This window comes from Methylomarinovum caldicuralii (assembly GCF_033126985.1).
GTDB classification, from domain to species: Bacteria; Pseudomonadota; Gammaproteobacteria; order Methylococcales; family Methylothermaceae; genus Methylohalobius; species Methylohalobius caldicuralii.
Genome location: NZ_AP024714.1, coordinates 797,474 through 813,135, shown reverse-complemented (window position 1 = coordinate 813,135; position 15,662 = coordinate 797,474). Strand labels below are relative to the sequence as shown.

General features: G+C 67.4%; 13 protein-coding genes. 10 read left to right on the top strand and 3 right to left on the bottom strand.

Annotated features, from left to right (window positions below; genetic code table 11):
- Both MCIT9_RS04295 and MCIT9_RS04290 read right to left on the bottom strand, forming a co-directional pair.
- Complete coding sequence (locus MCIT9_RS04295; protein WP_317706181.1) at positions 1 to 573, bottom strand: DUF4194 domain-containing protein; 573 nt, start codon at positions 571 to 573, stop codon at positions 1 to 3.
- Positions 574 to 581: 8 nt separating this feature from the next.
- Entirely contained in the window at positions 582 to 2,042 is a 1,461-nt protein-coding gene (locus MCIT9_RS04290; protein WP_317706180.1) for a DUF3375 domain-containing protein, read from the bottom strand.
- Between the two features lie 99 nt (positions 2,043 to 2,141).
- Here MCIT9_RS04290 and MCIT9_RS04285 point away from each other — a divergent pair, with 99 nt between their 5' ends.
- Genes MCIT9_RS04285 through MCIT9_RS04275 form a run of 3 tightly spaced genes read left to right on the top strand, consistent with a single transcriptional unit; the run spans position 2,142 to position 4,737 of the window.
- Positions 2,142 to 2,801, top strand: coding sequence for a coiled-coil domain-containing protein (locus tag MCIT9_RS04285; protein ID WP_317706179.1), 660 nt, complete (start codon positions 2,142 to 2,144; stop codon positions 2,799 to 2,801).
- Positions 2,798 to 3,373: a glycine cleavage system transcriptional repressor gene (locus tag MCIT9_RS04280; RefSeq protein ID WP_317706178.1), complete on the top strand. Its 576-nt coding sequence runs from the start codon at positions 2,798 to 2,800 to the stop codon at positions 3,371 to 3,373. The genes MCIT9_RS04285 and MCIT9_RS04280 overlap by 4 nt, the downstream gene beginning before the upstream one ends.
- Positions 3,370 to 4,737: a PFL family protein gene (locus tag MCIT9_RS04275; RefSeq protein ID WP_317706177.1), complete on the top strand. Its 1,368-nt coding sequence runs from the start codon at positions 3,370 to 3,372 to the stop codon at positions 4,735 to 4,737. Before MCIT9_RS04280 ends, MCIT9_RS04275 begins: the two co-directional genes overlap by 4 nt.
- Before the next feature lie 208 nt (positions 4,738 to 4,945).
- On the opposite strand, the gene MCIT9_RS04270 is transcribed toward MCIT9_RS04275, so the two are convergent.
- A complete protein-coding gene (locus tag MCIT9_RS04270) occupies positions 4,946 to 6,130 on the bottom strand; it encodes a pyridoxal phosphate-dependent aminotransferase (protein ID WP_317706176.1) in 1,185 nt (394 codons plus the stop codon).
- Between the two features lie 113 nt (positions 6,131 to 6,243).
- Here MCIT9_RS04270 and uvrB point away from each other — a divergent pair, with 113 nt between their 5' ends.
- The 7 genes from uvrB (at position 6,244) to galU (ending at position 15,649) form a co-directional block, all read left to right on the top strand.
- On the top strand, positions 6,244 to 8,286 hold the full coding sequence (gene uvrB, locus MCIT9_RS04265; RefSeq protein WP_317706695.1) for an excinuclease ABC subunit UvrB: 2,043 nt from the start codon (positions 6,244 to 6,246) through the stop codon (positions 8,284 to 8,286).
- 107 nt (positions 8,287 to 8,393) lie between these two features.
- Complete coding sequence (locus tag MCIT9_RS04260) at positions 8,394 to 8,723, top strand: YceK/YidQ family lipoprotein (RefSeq protein ID WP_317706175.1); 330 nt, start codon at positions 8,394 to 8,396, stop codon at positions 8,721 to 8,723.
- The gene (locus tag MCIT9_RS04255) at positions 8,695 to 11,613 is read left to right on the top strand and encodes a transporter substrate-binding domain-containing protein (protein WP_317706174.1); all 2,919 of its coding nucleotides are present in this window, start codon (positions 8,695 to 8,697) and stop codon (positions 11,611 to 11,613) included. Before MCIT9_RS04260 ends, MCIT9_RS04255 begins: the two co-directional genes overlap by 29 nt.
- Positions 11,504 to 11,947 carry a response regulator gene (locus MCIT9_RS04250; RefSeq protein ID WP_317706173.1) on the top strand — a complete coding sequence of 148 codons (444 nt, stop codon included), beginning with the start codon at positions 11,504 to 11,506 and terminating at the stop codon, positions 11,945 to 11,947. The genes MCIT9_RS04255 and MCIT9_RS04250 overlap by 110 nt, the downstream gene beginning before the upstream one ends.
- Positions 11,944 to 14,034 carry a putative bifunctional diguanylate cyclase/phosphodiesterase gene (locus tag MCIT9_RS04245; RefSeq protein ID WP_317706172.1) on the top strand — a complete coding sequence of 697 codons (2,091 nt, stop codon included), beginning with the start codon at positions 11,944 to 11,946 and terminating at the stop codon, positions 14,032 to 14,034. Before MCIT9_RS04250 ends, MCIT9_RS04245 begins: the two co-directional genes overlap by 4 nt.
- A gap of 110 nt (positions 14,035 to 14,144) precedes the next feature.
- On the top strand, positions 14,145 to 14,780 hold the full coding sequence (gene cysC, locus MCIT9_RS04240; RefSeq protein ID WP_317706171.1) for an adenylyl-sulfate kinase: 636 nt from the start codon (positions 14,145 to 14,147) through the stop codon (positions 14,778 to 14,780).
- The gene (gene galU / locus MCIT9_RS04235) at positions 14,771 to 15,649 is read left to right on the top strand and encodes a UTP--glucose-1-phosphate uridylyltransferase GalU (RefSeq protein ID WP_317706170.1); all 879 of its coding nucleotides are present in this window, start codon (positions 14,771 to 14,773) and stop codon (positions 15,647 to 15,649) included. Before cysC ends, galU begins: the two co-directional genes overlap by 10 nt.
- Positions 15,650 to 15,662 lie beyond the last annotated feature (13 nt).

The window sequence follows — 15,662 nt, the reverse complement described above, 5'->3', positions numbered from 1 at the left end:
TCAGTCTTCCTCTTCCAAATGCTTGCGATACGCCGCCAGCCGTTCGTTGAATTCCCCCAGCCACTGGGCGTCGACGAAGCTCTTGAGAATCCGCTGCACCTCGAACAGGTGTTCCTGCCCCTTGAGGCGGCGCAGGAAGCCCAATTCCTCGATGCGCTTGAGGTCGCGGTCGAGGCGGTCGAGCAATTTGGCCTCGTTGCTGGATTCGGGCAGGAACACCCGCACCATTTCGGCGATGTCGTCGCGGTGCAGCACCAGGCGGGTGTCTGCGCCGCTCTGGTCGAATTCCAGCAGGCGGCGGCGCAGCAGCGCCAGCAGCAGGCTCACCGGAAAGCTCAGGGGGCGGCGCGGCACCAGCCGCGGCAACGGCGTTTCCTCCGCGACGAATTCCCGCTGGCGCAGGAAAGCGTGGCCTTCGGCCTCGTCGATGATCAGCTCCAGGCCCATGAGGCCCGTCACCTCGCGGATCCTCGCCTGCAGGTCCAAAAGCTTCTGCCAGCGGGGCGGGTCGGCCTCGGCATAAACCACCCCTTTGAGCAGCGGAATCAGCACCTGGGGCAACGGGTCTTCCATTCGGTTCCTCAGCGGCAGTACAGAATCAGGGGCACACGGGCGCGGCGGACGACGCCGTCGCCGCCGGTCCAGTCGATGGTTTCGCTGCGGCCGTCGTCCACCACCGCCCTGGGGTCGGCCTCGGCCAGCTCCAGATAGGTCAGCAGTTCCGCCAACCCTTCCGCCAGGGGGCGGGCCGCCACCACCTGGGCCAGGGACACCCGGGACTGGGAGCGCAGCAGGCGGCGGATGTGGTCCGCCAGCGCCTCGCGGTCGACGAAGCGCTGCTTGAACAGGGCCTCGTCAAGCGTCCCCGCCTCCCCTTCCACCACCACCCGGTCCTCGATGCGGATGCGGGCGGAAGGCTGGAACAGGGGGCGCTCCATCACCAGTTCGATGGCCGGGGCGGCGGCGTCCACGGTCATGAAATCCCCCGGCGGCGGGCACTCGCGGACGGCGATGGCGTGCTGCTCGATGTCGCGCAGCAGGGCCATGATGCGGCGGTTCTCCAGCCAGGTCTGGTCGTCGAGCCAGCGCCGCAGCTGCTGGGACAGCCGGGCGACGGTGCGCTGGGTGGCCTCGCCGGCCTCGAGCCAGTCGTAGTGGATACGGCGCAGGCGCGGGTCGGGGCGGAGCTGGCGGATCGGTTCCAGCGCCAGGATCTTTTCCAGCAAGCCGGTCAGCGTCTCCTGGCGCCGCGGGTCCATGAGGAAATCCCAGAAGGCGCGGAAGCTGCGGCCTTCGTCGGAATCGGCGATGGCGTCGGTATGGCCGAACACTTCCGCCAGCAACTCCCCCTTGCCGCCCTCCCAGGTGGCGATGCGCTCGCGCACGCGGCGGTCGAGTTCGCGGAAGTTCTGTTCCACGGCGCGGAAATCGGCCAGCAGGCGACGGGCGGTGTCCTGCATCTGCAGGAAACGGTCGCGCAGGCGGGTTGGGTCCATCAGTTCCAGCTGGCCGCTGCGGATGCGTTCGATCTCGGCGTCGATCTCGCCCCGGCGGCGTTCCAGCTCGGCGATGCGGGCTTCGGGGTCGGTCTCGCTGCCCTCGGCCATCTGCCGCAGCAGCTCGAAGACCAGCAGCAGACGCGATTCGGTGCCGACGAACTCGCGCCGCTGCAACCCGGCCACCCACTCCAACGCCTGCACCGCCGCCGGGGTCAGATCGTAGTGGGGCTCGTCGCTGTCCTCGGGATAGTACTTACGCAGCCAGCCCTTGTCGTCCCCGGCCCAGTCGTCCAGATAGGCGGCCGCCGCTTTGGGAAAGGCGTCCCCGCCCACCTGCTGGCGCAGGTCGAAAAGCAGGTCGTCGAGGAGGGCGATCAACTGCTGGCGGGGCAGAGCACGGCGGTTGGGAGCGATGAAGGCAGTATGCAGCAAGGTGAGCACCAAAGGCGCATGGGCGGCGGCCAACAGGCGCCAGGCCGGATGCTGCTGGCGCAGCAAGACCAGGTCATGGTAATCGGGAAAACGGCTGGAATCGGATGCCAAAGACGGAGCGCTGAAACGGATGAAATCGGCATTCTACCCGAATCCCCTGCCGGGCGACAGCTCGCCCTTGTGCTACCATACGGAGTCAAATCCCAAAGAATGGCAGCGACCGTCATGCCTTCCGTCATCGATCTTTACGAGCGCCTTGCCACCGCGCCGGACGACAAAACCCGCGCCAAGATCATCGCCGAGGCGTTCGAGGCGCTGGAGGAACGCTATCCCAACCTGGGGGACATGGCCACCCGCCGGGATCTGCGGGAAACCGAATTGAAGCTGCTCAGGGAGATCGAGCAGGTTCGCAAGGAAATCGAGCAGATCAGGGCGGAACTCCGGGTGGAAATCGAGCAGGTCCGGGCCGATCTCACTAAGGAAATCGGGCAGGTCCGCGCCGGTCTCAAGGTGGAAATCGAACAAGTCCGTACCGACCTTACCAAAGAGATCGAGAAAGTCCGCGCCGATCTCACCAAGGAAATCGAACAGGTTCGCGCCGATCTCACCAAAGAGATCGAACAAGTGCGGGCCGATCTCAAAGTGGAGATTGAGCAGGTTCGCACCGATCTCACCAAGGAAATCGAAAACCTCCGGCTGGAAACCGAAAAGGTGAGATCCGAACTCAAGGTGGAAATCGCCCGGCTGCGGGTGGATTTGAATTCCGATATCTCCCGGGCCCAGCTCACCTGGCTCAAATGGAGCTTCCTGTTCTGGATCTCCCAGTTCGGCGCCATTTTGCTGCTGCTGTGGCGGGTGTGGCCGAAATGAAGACCGAAGCCTTCGTTCTCGCCGTCACCGCCAGGGACCGTCCCGGCATCATCGCCGCCATCACCGAAGCGGTGTTCGCGCTGGGCGGCAACGTCACCGAGCTGAGCCAGACGGTGATGGGCGGCTACTTCACCCTGATCCTGCGCGCCGACCTGCCGGCGGGGCTGGACCCGGCCCGCATCAAGCAGGCCGTGGAACAGGCCCGCCCGGAACTGGGACTTGCGGTCCACGTGCGCCGCTATCGGCCCGAACCGCTGTTCCAGCCGGCAGAGGGCGCCCAGGTCCACTTCCTCACCGTCCAGGGACCGGACCGGCCGGGGCTGATCGCCGCGGTCACCCGGTTTCTGGCCGGGCATGACGTCAACATCGAGGATCTCTACACCCGCAGCGAGGCAGGGAACATCACCATGATCTTTCAGGTCCATCCCCGCAATGCCGCTGCCCTTGAGGGCCTGCGCACCGGGTTGCCGGCACTGGCGGAAAGGCTCGGCGTCGATCTCCACCTGCTCCACCGGGACATCCTCCGCACCACCAGCGAGGTGGGCGCCATCCGCCGCCTGGTGCAGCCATGATGCGCATCGAGGACATCCTCATGACCCTGCGCATGTTCCAGGACGAGAACTGCGACGTGCGCACCGTGACCCTGGGGGTCAACCTGATGGACTGCGCCGATCCCGACCTGGCCGCCTGCTGCGGCAAGGTGCGGGACAAGATCCATCGCCTCGCCGGCCGGCTGGTGACGGAGGGACGGGCGGTCTCGGACCGCTACGGCATCCCCATCGTCAACTACCGCATCGCCGTCACCCCGGTGGCCTGGTGGGCCGCCGGTCACGACCACGACGGGCTGGTGCGCATCGCCCGGACGCTGGACCAGGCGGCGGCGGACAGCGGCGTCGATTTCATCGGCGGCTTCTCCGCCCTGGTGGAAAAGGGGGAAACCGAGGCCGACCGCCGCCTCATCGCCGCCCTTCCCGAGGCCCTGGGAGACACCTTGCGGGTGTGCGGCTCGGTCAACGTGGCCTCCTCCCGCGCCGGCATCAACATGGACGCGATCCTGGCGGTCAGCCGCTCGCTTCTGGAACTGGCCCGGCGCACCGCCGAGGCCGACGGCTTCGGCTGCGCCAAGCTGGTGGTGTTCGCCAACGTCCCCGACGACAATCCCTTCATGGCCGGGTCCCTGCACGGGGCCGGGGAGCCGGAATGCGTCATCAACGTCGGCGTCTCCGGTCCCGGCGTGGTCAAGCGGGCGGTGGAGCGGCTGCGGGCGCATACCGCGCACCCCGATCTGGGGGAAATCGCCGAGGAGATCAAGCACACCGCCTTCCGCGTCACCCGCATCGGCGAGCTGATCGGCACCGCCCTGGCCCAGCGCCTGGGGGTACCCTTCGGTATCGTCGATCTGTCCCTGGCGCCGACTCCCAAGATCGGCGACTCGGTGGGGGAGATCCTCCAGGCCATGGGAATCGAAAACATCGGCGCCGCCGGCTCCACCGCCGCCCTGGCCCTTTTGACCGATGCGGTCAAGAAGGGCGGGGCCTTCGCCTCCTCGTCGGTGGGCGGGCTGTCGGGGGCCTTCATTCCGGTGAGCGAGGACACGGTGCTGGCCCAGGCGGCCGCCGCCGGCCATCTGGCCATCGAGAAACTGGAGGCCATGACCGCCATCTGCTCGGTGGGGCTGGACATGGTGTGCATCCCCGGCGACACCGCCGCCGAGACCCTCGCCGGGATCATCGCCGACGAATGCGCCATCGGGGTCATGAACCACAAGACCACCGCCTGCCGCCTGATCCCGGTCCCCGGCAAGGGGCCGGGGGAGGTGGCGGTGTTCGGCGGCCTGTTCGGCGAGGCGCCGGTGATGCCGGTGCGCGCCGGCGGCGAGGGCTTCATCCGCCTCGGCGGGCGCATCCCGGCGCCGATCCACGCCCTGCGCAACTGAGCCGCTGCCACGTCGCGGACGCCGCCAAGATCAAACCTCCGTCCTGTCTGCTGTCCTTTAACATCCCCCGGGTTTGGATACTGATGTTTGCAATCCCGAGAGTTTCAACGCCGGGGCGCGGAAGCCCAGGAACGCGACGCGGCCCTCGCCCGCCTGCTGCAAGGGCAGGAAACGGCCGAGATGAGATCCGCCGCCGGCTGAAAAGCCCTCAGCCTGCCACTGTCACAATCCGCTCCAGCGCCTGTTGCAGATTCTCCATGCTGGTGGCGATGGAAATGCGCACGTGTCCAGGGGCGCCGAAGGCCGAGCCGGGCACCAGGGCCACGCCCGCCTTCTCGATCAGGTATTCCGCCAGGGCCACGTCGTCGTCGATGCCATCGAGAGCGGCGATCATGCCTTCCACATTGGGAAAGACGTAGAAGGTGCCGTCGGTGGCCAGGCAGTCGATGCCGGGGATGCGGTTGAGCCGTTCCACCACGAAGTCGTGGCGCTGTTTGAAGGCCTTGAGCATTTCGGCGATGCAGGACTGGTCCCCCTCCAAGGCCGCCTGGGCGGCGGCTTGGGAGATGGAGGTGGGATTGGAGGTGCTCTGGGACTGGATCTTCTTCATCGCCTGGATGACTTCCTTGGGTCCCCCGGCGTAACCGATGCGCCAGCCGGTCATGGAATAGGCCTTGGAGACGCCGTTGAGCACCAGGGTGCGGTCGTACAGCTCGGGGCAGACGTTGAGGATGTTGCAGAAACCGCCCGCCTCCCAGACGATGTGCTCGTACATGTCGTCGCTGGCGATGACCACCTGGGGATGCTTCAGCAGCACCTCGGCCAATCCGGCCAGCTCCTCGCGGCTGTAGGCCTGCCCCGTGGGATTGGAGGGGCTGTTGAGGACGAACAGTTTGGTCCGGGGGGTGATGGCCGCCTCCAGCTGGGCGGGGGTGATCTTGAATTTCTGGTCCTGTCCTGCGGCGACGATCACCGGCTTGGCGTCGGCCAGCAGCACCATGTCGGGATAGGACACCCAGTAGGGGGCGGGGATGATCACCTCGTCGCCCGCGTCCAGCAGCGCCTGGGCCAGGTTGTAGAAGCTCTGCTTGCCGCCGCAGGACACCAGGATCTGGTCCGGCTGGTATTCCAGGCCGTTGTCGCGGCGGAACTTGGCGATCACCGCCTGTTTCAAAGAGGGAATCCCGTCCACGGGCGTATACTTGGTCATCCCCGCCCTGATGGCCTCGATGGCCGCCTGCTTGATGTGCTCGGGGGTGTCGAAGTCCGGCTCCCCGGCCCCGAGGCCGATGACGTCATGGCCTGCGGCGCGCATGGCGGCGGCGCGGGCGGTGACGGCGAGGGTGGGTGACGGCTTGATCCGCTGGACGCGCTGGGACAGTGGGATGGTCATAGGCTTGGCCCTGAATTCGTGACTGGAGTTGACAGATGAAATCCCCGGAAATCGGTTCCCGCCGCTCGGTCTATCGCAAGGTGCTGGACCGGACGCGGGAGCAAAGCGACAACATGATACCCGATGACGCCCGGGTGCTGAATCCCAAAACCGGCAGGCCCTTCAAACTCCACAGCCCCTACCAGCCCGCCGGCGACCAGCCCGAGGCGATCCGCCGGCTGGTGGCGGGACTGCGCCACGGCGAGCTGCACCAGACCCTGCTGGGGGTGACGGGTTCCGGAAAGACCTTCACCATGGCCCACGTCATCGCCGAGATGCAGCGCCCGGCGCTGATCCTGGCCCCCAACAAGACCCTGGCGGCCCAGCTCTACGGGGAGATGAAGCAGTTCTTCCCGGAGAACGCGGTGGAGTACTTCGTCTCCTACTACGACTACTACCAGCCGGAGGCGTATCTGCCGGCCTCGGACACCTACATCGAGAAGGACGCCTCCCTCAACGAACACATCGAGCAGATGCGCCTGTCGGCCACCAAGGCGCTGCTGGAGCGGCGCGACGTGGTCATCGTCGCCACCGTGTCCTCCATCTACGGCCTGGGCGAGCCGGCGGCCTACTTCGAGATGGTGCTGCACCTGCGCCGCGGCGACCTCATCGACCAGCGTTCGATCCTGCGCCGTCTGGCGGAAATGCAGTACACCCGCAATGACACGGAGCTTCGGCGCGGCACCTTCCGGGTCCGCGGCGACGTCATCGACATCTTCCCGGCCGAGTCCGAAACCGAGGCCCTGCGGGTGGAGCTGTTCGACGACGAGGTCGAGCGCCTGAGCCTGTTCGATCCCCTGACCGGCGAGGTGCTAAGTCCGGTGGCGCGCTACACCGTCTATCCCAAGACCCACTACGTCACCCCGCGCCAGACCCTGCTCAGGGCCGTGGACGCCATCAAGGCCGAACTGCAGCAGCGCCTGGAGGAACTGCGCCGCGACGGCAAGCTGGTGGAGGCCCAGCGCCTGGAGCAGCGCACCCGCTTCGACCTGGAAATGATCCTGGAGGTGGGCTACTGCTCCGGGATCGAGAACTACTCCCGCCACCTGTCCGGGCGCAAACCGGGCGAACCACCCCCCACCCTGTTCGACTACCTGCCCGACGACGGCATCGTCTTCATCGACGAAAGCCACGTCACCCTTCCCCAGCTGCGCGCCATGTACCGCGGCGACCGCTCCCGCAAGGAGACCCTGGTGAACTACGGCTTCCGCCTGCCCTCGGCCCTGGACAACCGCCCCCTCACCCTCGAGGAGTTCGAGGCCCGCGCCCCCCAGCGCATCTACGTCTCCGCCACCCCCGGCCCTTACGAGCAGGAACATTCGGGCGCCGTGGTCGAACAGGTGGTGCGCCCCACCGGCCTGGTGGATCCGGAGGTGGAAGTGCGCCCGGCCCTGACCCAGGTGGACGACCTGCTGTCGGAGATCAACCGGCGGGCGGCGAAAAACGAGCGCGTCCTGGTCACCACCCTCACCAAGCGCATGGCCGAGGATCTGACCGATTACCTGATGGAGCACGGCGTGCGGGTGCGCTATCTGCACTCGGACATCGACACCGTCGAGCGGGTGGAGATCATCCAGGACCTGCGCAAGGGGGAATTCGACGTGCTGGTGGGCATCAACCTGCTGCGTGAGGGCCTGGACATGCCGGAGGTGTCGCTGGTGGCGATCCTGGACGCCGACAAGGAGGGCTTCCTGCGCTCCACCGTGTCCCTGATCCAGACCATCGGCCGCGCCGCCCGCAACGTCCACGGCAAGGCCATCCTCTACGCCGACACCGTCACCGAGGCCATGCGCCGCGCCATCGAGGAGACCGAGCGCCGCCGCGCCAAGCAGATTGCCTACAACGAAAAGCACAGCATCACCCCCAAAAGCGCGGTCCGCTCCCTGGGCGACATCCTGGAGCTGCCGGTCCCCGGCGCCGGCGGCAGAAGATCCCGCAAGGTGGCGGAGCAGCCGGGGGACTACGAGGCCCTGCCCCAATCCCCCAAGGAAACCGCCCGCCTCATCAAGCAACTGGAGGAACGGATGTACCGCCACGCCCGGGAGCTGGAGTTCGAGGAGGCGGCCAAAGTGCGCGACCGCATCGCGGCCCTGAAAGCCCGCCTGGCGGCAGGCTGACGCCGATCCTAGAACGGGACCTGTGCTAGACTTCGGTTCCAATCCCCTTCGGGCTGACTGACACGGCGCTCGCCGAAGAAGACCTGAAACAGATCCGCGAGAAAGTCTTGCAACAACGACACAAGGAAAACGGCATGGGAAAGACCGCCACCCTACTCGTCATCGCCGCCCTGACCCTGTTCCTGGCCGGCTGCTCGAGCATCCGGGCCCGGGACGCCAGCCCGCTGGCGGAACGGACCGTCTATCCCGGCGTCCGCCAGGACCTGCGGGAAATGGCCGAGATCGTGACCGGCCAGCGCCGGGAACCGGTCTGGATTCAGACCCTGGTCGCCACCATCCTGACCGCCGATCTGCCGGTCTCGGCCGTGTTCGACACCCTTGTACTCCCCTACGACCTGTACTGGCTCCATGCCCCGGAAACGGACAGCCGGCAGTAACCCTCCCTTCGGCTGTTTCCTTTTCCGGCTCTGGCTTGCGCTGCTTTTCCTCGCCGCCGCCCTCCCCGCCCGTGCCCTCGACCTGACCCCCGAGGAGCGCGCCTTCCTCGACGCCCATCCGGTGATCCGCCTGGGCGTGGACGGGGATTACGCCCCCTATTCCTTCTTCGACGAGGAGGGGCGCTTCCGCGGGGTGGCGGCGGACTTCGCCGCCCGCCTGGAGGCGATGCTCGGCATCCATTTCCAGCCGGTGGCGGGGCTGGCCTGGACCGAGATCCTGGACGCCGTCCGCAAGCGCCGCCTCGACGCGGTGGCCACGGTGGTGAAGCTGCCGGAGCGGGAAAGCTATCTGGCCTTCACCGCAATCTACCTCCCCACCCCGCTGGTGATCATGACCCGCACCGACACCCCGCCCCTGCCCGGGCCCCAGGCCCTGACAGGGATGGAAACGGCCCTGGTGAAGGGCTATTCCTCGGCCCGCCAGGCCCTGGAGCGCTATCCCGGCATCGTCCCGGTGTGGGTGGACACCCCCCTGGCGGGGCTGCGGGCGGTGGCCGCAGGAGAAGCGGACGCCTACGTCGGGGTGCTGGGGGTCAACACCTGGCTGATGCAGCATTACGGCCTCACCAACCTCAAGGTCAACGCCGCCTTCGACATGGTGGAGAACGGCCAGCGCTTCGGGGTGCGCAAGGACTGGGGGATCCTGGCCCGCATCCTCGACAAGGCCCTGGCGGCCATCCCCCAGGCCGACCGGCAGGCCATCTTCCGCCGCTGGCTGCCGGTGGCGGCCGAGTCCATCCCGGTCCTGGGCACCGGGATCACCCTGGCGGAACAGCGCTGGCTGCAGCGGCTGCCGCCGCAGCGCATCGGCATCCCGGCCGCCGCCGCGCCTTTCGCTTTCATCGACGACCAAGGCAACCCCGCCGGCATCGCCGTGGACATGCTGCACTGGATCCAGGACCGCACCGGCCTGACCCTCGCCTACCGCCCCGCCCCCCACCGGGAAGCGCTGCTGGCGATGCTGCAGCGGCGCGAGCTGGAGCTGGCGGTGGTCGCCACCGCCGACGACACCCCCCTGCCCGGCGTGCGCCTCACCCCCCCCCTGCACCGCACCACGCTGATGATCTTCGGTGGCAACAAGCCCCACTTCAGCGGCGGTCTGGCGGAGCTGGCCGGCCGCCCGGTGGCGGTCTGCCGCCACGGCCCTGCCTACGACCTCCTGAAACGCCAGCCGGGCCTGCAGCTGGTGGCGGTGGAAAAGCCCGCAGAGGCGCTGCAGGCGGTGGCCCGGGGGCGGGCGGAGGCGGCAGTGATGGAGGTGACCCTGGGCCTGCAGGCGCGGGAGGCCGCCGGGCTGGAGGCGGTCCAGCCCCACGCCCCGGTGACCGAGGCGACCCTGACCCTGCGGCTGGCGGTGCGCGCCGACCGCCCCCGGCTGGCGGAACTGCTGGACCGCCTGGTGCGCGCCATTCCGCCTCCGGAGCGGGCCGCCATCCTGGCGCGCTGGCTGGGACTGCCCCGCCGCGGCCTCGACCCCCGGGTGCTTTGGTGGCTGGGCGGCGGCGCCGGGGCCGCGGTGGTGATCGTCCTGCTGGTGCTGCTGTGGAACTGGATGCTGCAGCGCGAGCTGGCCCGGCGCCAGCGCCGCGAGCACGAGCTGCTGGAACAGGCCCAGGCGCGCCGGGCGCTGCTGGAGGCCCTGCTGGATTCCATCCCCGACCTGTTCTTCCGTATCGGTCCCGACGGCACCATTCTGGAGGGACACAGTCCCAACCCCGACCTGTTCTATGTGCCGCCGCAGCAGTTCCTCGGCAAGACCATGCAGGAGGTCCTGCCGCCGCCGCTGGCGGCGCGCTTCAGCGAGGCCCTGGAACGGCTGCGGCAGGACGGGGGACCGGTGACCCTGGAGTACGCCCTCGAGGTGCCCGGCGGCAAACACTGGTTCGAGGCCAAACTCAGTCCCGTGCGCGGCAGCGACGAGGCCGTCGTCCTGGTGCACGACATCACCGCCCGCAAACAGGCCGAGGCGGCGCTGCAGGCCGCCCGCGACCGCCTGGAACAGCGGGTGGCCGAGCGCACCGCCGAGCTGAGCGCCGCCAACCGGGAGCTGGAGGCCTTCACCTACGCCGTCTCCCACGACCTGCGGGCGCCGCTGCGGGCCATCCAGGGCTTCGCCCAGGCCCTGGAGGAGGACTACGGTGAGGCCTTGCCCGCCGGGGCCGGGGAATTTCTGGATGAGATTGCCGCCGGCGCCCACCGCATGGGGGAGTTGATCGACGGCCTGCTGACCCTGTCGCGCATCAGCCGCGCCGAACTGGTATGCCAGCCAGTGCGGCTCGACCAGATCACCCACGAGATTTTCGCGGAACTGCGACGCCGCGAGCCCCACCGCCGGGTGCGCCTGGAGATCCCCGGCCCCCTGGAGGCGGAAGCCGACTTGCGCCTGTGCCGGATTCTGGTCCAGAATCTCTTGGAGAACGCTTGGAAGTACACAGCAGGCCGGAAGGACGCCTGGATTCGTTTCAGCGCCCGGGAGGAGGACGGCGAACGGGTCTTCTGCCTGGAGGACAACGGCGCCGGCTTCGACATGGCCTTCGCCGCCAAGCTGTTCGAACCGTTCCAACGCCTCCACGCCCAGAGCGAGTTTCCCGGGTTGGGCATCGGGCTGGCGACGGTGCAGCGCATCGTCCGCCGCCCCGGCGGCTGGATCCGCGGCGAGGGCACAGTCGGCGGCGGGGCGCGCTTCCTGTTCACCCTGGCCCCCAAAGGAGGGCAGCATCATGGACATCCGAACCCTACTGCTGGTGGAGGACAATCCCCAAGACGAGAAGCTCACCCTCCGGGCCCTGGACAAGATCCACGTGGCCAACCGGGTGGAGGTGGTGCGTGACGGCGCCGAAGCCCTCGACTATCTGTTCGCCACCGGCCCCTACGCCCACCGCGCCGGCAAGGAACTGCCCGCCGTGGTGCTGCTCGATCTGATGCTGCCCAAGCTCAGCGGTCTGGAGGTGCTGGCGCGGATCCGCGGCGATTCCCGCACCCGCCGCCTGCCGGTGGTGATCCTGACCTCCTCCGACGACGAAAAGGACCTGGTGCGCAGCTACTACCTGGGGAGCAACAGCTACGTGCGCAAGCCCATTGATCCCGGCGAGTTCACTCGCGCCGTCGCCCAAGTCGGGCTATATTGGCTCGCGCTCAACCAACCACCGCCTCCTTCCCAATGAACCCGGCCGACCTGAACATCCTGGTCATCGAGGACAGCGATGCCGACTTCCACCTCCTCGAGCGCCACCTGCGCAGGGGCGGGCTGCAGGCCAGACTTCACCGCGCCCGCGACGCCGCCGAATTGAAAGCCGCCCTGGAAACCCAGGCGTGGGACCTGATACTCACCGATTACACCCTACCCGGCATCGACATCCGCACCCGGCTGCAGTGGATCTTCGAGCATCTCCCCGAGGTCCCGGTGATCATGGTCTCCGGCACCGTGGGGGAGGAAACCGCGGTGGACCTGCTCAAGGCCGGCTTGGAGGACTTCGTCAACAAGGACAATCTCGCCTGGCTGCTGCCCGCCATTGACCGCGCCCTCAAGAGGGTCGCACTGCGGCGGCGGCAGCACCGCGACGAGGCAAGGCTGCGCCTGTGGGACACGGTGTTCGAACACGCCGCCGAGGGTATCTTCATCACCGATTCCGAGGGACACATCCTCCAGGTCAACCGTGCCTTCACCGAGATCCTCGGCTACGCCCCGGAGGAAATCATCGGCCAGACTCCGAGGCTGTGGAAGTCCGGCCGCCACGACCGCAGCTTCTACCAGAATCTGTGGGACAGCCTCAAGAGAACCGGCCACTGGCAGGGAGAGATCTGGAACCGGCGCAAGGACGGCGACCTGGTGGTGGAGTGTCTCACCATCAGCGCCGTGCGCGACCCGGGTGGCGCCACCACCCATTACGTGGCCATGTTCTCCGACATCAGCCGCCTGAAGCGCACCGAGGAGGAGCTGGCCTATCTGGCCTACCATGACGTCCTGACGGGCCTGCCCAACCGCGCCCTCCTCAACGCCCGCCTCAACGCCCGCCTCGACCACGCCCTGGAACACGCCCTGGAACACGCCCGGCGCCACCGCACCCAGCTGGCGCTGCTGCTCCTGGACCTGGACCGCTTCAAGCACGTCAACGACAGTTTCAGTCATGCGACCGGGGATACGCTGCTGCAACAGGTGGCCGCACGGCTGCGAAACTGTGTGCGCCAAGACGACACAGTGGCCCGCCTCGGCGGGGACGAGTTCGTCTTCCTGCTGGAGAATCTCCATGAACCGGAGAACGCCGCCCTGGTGGCCGACAAGGTGATCGCCGCGCTGAAGCGGCCCTTCCAGATCGGGGGGCACACCATCCCGGTCAGCGCCAGCCTCGGCATCAGCATGTTCCCCCGCGACGGCGAGGACGCCGCCACCCTGCTGCGCAACGCCGATGCCGCCATGTATCAGGCCAAATCCGAAGGTGCCGGCAGCTACGCCTTCTACACCCGGGAGATGACCGAGCGGGCACGGGAACACATCCTGCTGGAAAGCGCCCTGCGCCGGGCGCTGGAGGCCGGCGAGCTGCAGCTGCACTTCCAGCCCCAGGTGGACATGGACGACGGCCGCCCCATCGGCTGCGAGGTCCTGGCGCGCTGGCACCATCCGGAACTGGGGACGGTGTCGCCGGCGCGCTTCATCCCCCTGGCGGAGGAAACCGGCCTGATCCTGGAACTGGGGGCCTGGGTGCTGGAGAACGCCTGCCGGCTGGCGAAAGGCTGGCTCGACCGGGGGCTGGACTTCGGGCGCATCGCCGTCAACGTCTCCGGCTGCCAGATTCGCCACCGCGTCATCTGCGATCAGGTGGCCCAAGCGCTGGCCCGTTCCGGACTGCCGCCGTCCCGGCTGGAACTGGAGGTGACCGAGGGCTTCATCATGGAGAAGGCCGAGGACGCCATCGGTATCCTGGAAGCCCTGCGGGACCAGGGCATCACCCTGGCCATCGACGACTTCGGCACCGGCTACTCCTCCCTGGTTTACCTGAAGCGCCTGCCGATCCACTGCCTCAAAATCGACCAGTCCTTCGTCCGTGACCTGCCCGAGGACCGGGAGGATGCCGCCATCTGCCAGGCCGTCATCGCCCTGGGCCAGGCCCTGGGCCTGGAGACCCTCGCCGAAGGCGTGGAAACCGAAGCCCAGCGCCGCTTCCTGCTGCAACACGGCTGCCGGCTGGGGCAAGGGTATCTCTTCAGCCGCCCGCTGCCTGCAGAAGCATTCGAAAAATGGCTGACGCGATGAACCGCCCCGTCAACCTGACGCTATGGCACAAATAGTTCATACTTAAGGCGACTGGAAACCGAAGCCGATCTAAGGTTAAATCGCTCTCACCGACCATCAATCCGTCCACCATGCACAAAAACATCCGCTGGCACAACGCCACCGTCACCCGCCGCGACCGCGAGCGCCTCAACGGCCACCGAAGTTTCATCCTATGGTTCACCGGGCTTTCAGGCGCCGGCAAATCCACCCTGGCCCACCGGGTCGAGGAACTGCTGTTTCTGCGCGGCTGCCGCACCTATGTCTTCGACGGCGACAACGTCCGCCACGGCCTCTGCAGCGATCTGGGCTTCAGCGCCAAGGACCGCCACGAGAACATCCGCCGCATCGGCGAGATGAGCAAGCTGTTCGTGGACGCCGGGGTCATCGCCCTGACCGCCTTCATCTCCCCCTTCCGCCGCGACCGGGAAATGGTGCGCCAGCTGGTGGAGCCGGGCGACTTCATCGAGATCTACTGCAACACCCCGCTGGAGATCTGCGAGCAGCGCGACGTCAAGGGGCTGTACCAGAAGGCCCGCCGCGGCGAGATCAAGGATTTCACCGGCATCTCTTCCCCTTACGAGCCGCCGGAAAATCCGGAAATTGTGGTCAACACCGGCAGCGACCCTTTGGACGAATGCGCCCGCCGGATCCTTGATTACCTGGAAAAAAACGGCAAGATCGCCGCCATCCCCGAAGAACTCAAACAATGGGAGAAATGCCCGTGAAGCTCAGGAAAGCCGTCTTCCCCGTCGCCGGCCTCGGCACCCGTTTCCTGCCGGCCACCAAGGCCAGCCCCAAGGAAATGCTGCCGGTGGTGGACAAACCCCTGATCCAGTACAGCGTCGAGGAAGCCCAGGAGGCCGGCGCGGCGCTGATGGTGTTCGTCACCGGCCGCAACAAGCGCAACATCCCCGATCATTTCGACAAGGCCTTCGAGCTGGAAATCGAGCTGGAACGGCGCGGCAAGAGCCGGTTGTTGGAAATGGTGCGCAACATCCCGCCGGCCGGCGTCCGCTGCGCCTACACCCGCCAGCCGGAGGCGCTGGGGCTGGGCCATGCGGTCCTCTGCGCCCACCCCCTGGTGGGGGACGAACCCTTCGCGGTGCTGCTGGCCGACGATCTCATCGCCAACAACGGCGGCCCCGGCTGCCTGAAACAGATGGCGGACATCTACGACCGCCACAAGGGCTCGGTGCTGGCGGTGCAGGAGGTCCCCCGCGAGGCCACCGCCAGTTACGGCATCGTCGCGGTCGAGCCGGTGGACGACCGTCTCGGCCGCATCACCCACATCGTGGAAAAACCCAAGCCGGAAGACGCCCCCTCCAACCTGGCCGTGGTCGGCCGTTACATCCTCACCCCCCGGATCTTCGCGCTGCTGGAAACCACCCCCTGCGGCGCCGGCGGCGAGATCCAGCTCACCGACGCCATCGCCCGGCTGCTGGCCGAGGAGCCGGTCTATGCCTACCGCTTCGAAGGCAAGCGTTACGACTGCGGCTCCAAGCTGGGCTATCTGGAAGCCACAGTGGACTATGCCCTGCAGCATCCCGAGGTGGCCGGGGCATTTAAAAACTATCTTGCCGGTTTGAAACTTTAAAATTTCTCCCGTC

What these genes read in the sequence shown, in the direction of transcription:
- MCIT9_RS04285 (WP_317706179.1), top strand. Translation starts at nt 2,142, where the DNA reads ATGGCAGCGACCGTCATGCCTTCCGTCATCGATCTTTACGAGCGCCTT.
- MCIT9_RS04295 (WP_317706181.1), bottom strand. Translation starts at nt 573, where the DNA reads ATGGAAGACCCGTTGCCCCAGGTGCTGATTCCGCTGCTCAAAGGGGTG.
- MCIT9_RS04275 (WP_317706177.1), top strand. Translation starts at nt 3,370, where the DNA reads ATGATGCGCATCGAGGACATCCTCATGACCCTGCGCATGTTCCAGGAC.
- galU (WP_317706170.1), top strand. Translation starts at nt 14,771, where the DNA reads ATGCCCGTGAAGCTCAGGAAAGCCGTCTTCCCCGTCGCCGGCCTCGGC.
- cysC (WP_317706171.1), top strand. Translation starts at nt 14,145, where the DNA reads ATGCACAAAAACATCCGCTGGCACAACGCCACCGTCACCCGCCGCGAC.
- MCIT9_RS04255 (WP_317706174.1), top strand. Translation starts at nt 8,695, where the DNA reads ATGCCCCGGAAACGGACAGCCGGCAGTAACCCTCCCTTCGGCTGTTTC.
- uvrB (WP_317706695.1), top strand. Translation starts at nt 6,244, where the DNA reads ATGATACCCGATGACGCCCGGGTGCTGAATCCCAAAACCGGCAGGCCC.
- MCIT9_RS04250 (WP_317706173.1), top strand. Translation starts at nt 11,504, where the DNA reads ATGGACATCCGAACCCTACTGCTGGTGGAGGACAATCCCCAAGACGAG.
- MCIT9_RS04270 (WP_317706176.1), bottom strand. Translation starts at nt 6,130, where the DNA reads ATGACCATCCCACTGTCCCAGCGCGTCCAGCGGATCAAGCCGTCACCC.
- MCIT9_RS04280 (WP_317706178.1), top strand. Translation starts at nt 2,798, where the DNA reads ATGAAGACCGAAGCCTTCGTTCTCGCCGTCACCGCCAGGGACCGTCCC.
- MCIT9_RS04245 (WP_317706172.1), top strand. Translation starts at nt 11,944, where the DNA reads ATGAACCCGGCCGACCTGAACATCCTGGTCATCGAGGACAGCGATGCC.